Here is a 1,933-nt window from a genome sequence, read left to right on the forward strand (position 1 = left end):
AATATGAATAACTTCCGATTACTATTTTATTATTTATTTTTTAAGATATCTCTAATTTCAGCCAATAATGTTTCTTCTTTTGTTGGAATAGCTTCAATAACTTCTTCTGCAGTTTTGGCGGCAGGTTTTCTTAATTTATTTACAAATTTTACCATTAAGAAAATAACAAATGCCATAATTAGAAAATTAACTACATTTTGGATAAATAATCCATATTTTACTGCAGCTTCTGGAGTTGTTCCAGTAGCAGGAGTAATAACTATTTTTAAATTTGAAAAATCAATTTTTCCTAAAATAATTCCAATAATAGGCATAATTATATCGTCAACCAATGAAGTTACTATTTTTCCAAAAGCAGCACCAATAATAACTCCAACTGCTAAATCCATTACATTCCCTTTTGAGATAAATTCCTTGAATTCTTTAAACATTAAAGTAATTCTCCTTTCAAAATTTTTATACCGTTTATTATAATGTATTTTTTTTAAAATTGCAACTATTTTATTTAGAAAATGGCTAAAATTTTGAAAATTTTATTTATTAAATAGTTGGAGTTCAAAAAACAGAAGATTCATAACATTATTAAAATTAATTTGTGCTATATAAATAGGAAATAGCATTAAGCTTCTTTTATATTTAATTTTTTATATTTTGCATTTTTTCTTATATCCAAAGCACGGAAAAATACTTTGTTAAGTGAGATTAAAAGTTTTTTTCTGTCTTCATCTCTTAGAATACCGTTATTGTTATATACAAAGCTATCAGAAATTAGACATTTGATATATTGGAATGTTTCTGACTTGTTTAGTAAAGCAACTCGTTTATCATTAGACAAATTGTATTTTTGGGCTTCCTTGCTTAACTTGTCAATACTATATTTTTTTATTTCTTTTAGATATTCTAATTTATCCTTTTTGAAATCAAAATTACCGTTTTCATCTATAACTGCAGAAATAGGACCTTTAACTAATGTCATTTTTCTTATCCTCCTTTATTTTATTATTTAAATTTTCAAGATATTCTTTTGCTCCGTCAACAAATGAGACTGTATCAGTCTCAGAATCTAAAGTGGATAAAATGGGTATTTTAATTCCATTTATCTCTATATATTCAAATTTTTCCTCTTGATTTTTATTAGACATCTTTATACCTCCATTTTATTTTTACCATTGATTTTCTACGAAAGTTTTGATTACTCTGCCTTTACAATATAATAATTCTGTATTCAAAACAATAATATCATCATAACCAGGATTAAATGAACGTAATCTGATAATTCCCTGCTTGTCTATTATTAACTGTTTTATATATGTCTCATCATTATATTCAAACACGCAAACTTTACCGTTTAAGCTTATTGGATTACTGCAAAGTTCGGGATCAACAATGGCAATAGCACCATCAGGAATACTTTTATCAAGACCAGTCATACTTTCACCAGAAACTTTAATTGCAAAAATTCCTTTTCTATAAATGTTTTGTGGTACCGGATAACTACCTATCTCTTCTGAAAGGTTTATATAGCCTGTACCAGCACTTGCCTTTCCATACATCGGAATCTCCAATATTTCAATAGGAGTTAAAGGCTCTGGAGCTGGATTTTTTATATCTGTAATTCCAGCTAAATAATTTAAGTCAATATTAAAAAATTTTGCATAAGCTGTAATAAACTTGCTGCTTGGCTCAGATAAATTGTTTTCCCAACGTGAAATCATACTTTTAGTTATATTAAGATTATATTCCCTATTTAATTTCTCAACAAGGGAATCCATTGATAAAGAATTTTCCTTTCGCAAATCCTTTAACCGTTTACCAATATTCATATTAATTCCTCCACATCTATATTTTTATTATAACATATTTGTTCCTAAAATGCAACAAAATATAAAAAATATATTTGAAATCATTATTTTTATAAAATTAGTTGCTTAAT

4 protein-coding genes are annotated in these 1,933 nt (G+C 26.3%); all 4 read right to left on the reverse strand.

Going from position 1 to position 1,933, the window contains the following annotated elements:
• Positions 1 to 29: 29 nt before the first annotated feature.
• A complete protein-coding gene (mscL, locus tag Q0370_RS09965; RefSeq protein ID WP_299575234.1) occupies positions 30 to 431 on the reverse strand; it encodes a large-conductance mechanosensitive channel protein MscL in 402 nt (133 codons plus the stop codon).
• 188 nt (positions 432 to 619) lie between these two features.
• Positions 620 to 976, reverse strand: coding sequence for a hypothetical protein (locus Q0370_RS09970; RefSeq protein ID WP_299575236.1), 357 nt, complete (start codon positions 974 to 976; stop codon positions 620 to 622).
• Positions 963 to 1,142: a hypothetical protein gene (locus Q0370_RS09975; RefSeq protein WP_147005586.1), complete on the reverse strand. Its 180-nt coding sequence runs from the start codon at positions 1,140 to 1,142 to the stop codon at positions 963 to 965. The genes Q0370_RS09970 and Q0370_RS09975 overlap by 14 nt, the downstream gene beginning before the upstream one ends.
• 21 nt (positions 1,143 to 1,163) lie before the next feature.
• Positions 1,164 to 1,823, reverse strand: a complete 660-nt coding sequence (locus Q0370_RS09980) for an XRE family transcriptional regulator (RefSeq protein ID WP_299575242.1) — start codon at positions 1,821 to 1,823, stop codon at positions 1,164 to 1,166.
• Positions 1,824 to 1,933: the final 110 nt, after the last annotated feature.

The organism is uncultured Leptotrichia sp. (assembly GCF_938036635.1).
Lineage (GTDB): Bacteria > Fusobacteriota > Fusobacteriia > Fusobacteriales > Leptotrichiaceae > Leptotrichia > Leptotrichia hongkongensis.

What these genes read in the sequence shown, in the direction of transcription:
- mscL (WP_299575234.1), bottom strand. Translation starts at nt 431, where the DNA reads ATGTTTAAAGAATTCAAGGAATTTATCTCAAAAGGGAATGTAATGGAT.
- Q0370_RS09970 (WP_299575236.1), bottom strand. Translation starts at nt 976, where the DNA reads ATGACATTAGTTAAAGGTCCTATTTCTGCAGTTATAGATGAAAACGGT.
- Q0370_RS09975 (WP_147005586.1), bottom strand. Translation starts at nt 1,142, where the DNA reads ATGTCTAATAAAAATCAAGAGGAAAAATTTGAATATATAGAGATAAAT.
- Q0370_RS09980 (WP_299575242.1), bottom strand. Translation starts at nt 1,823, where the DNA reads ATGAATATTGGTAAACGGTTAAAGGATTTGCGAAAGGAAAATTCTTTA.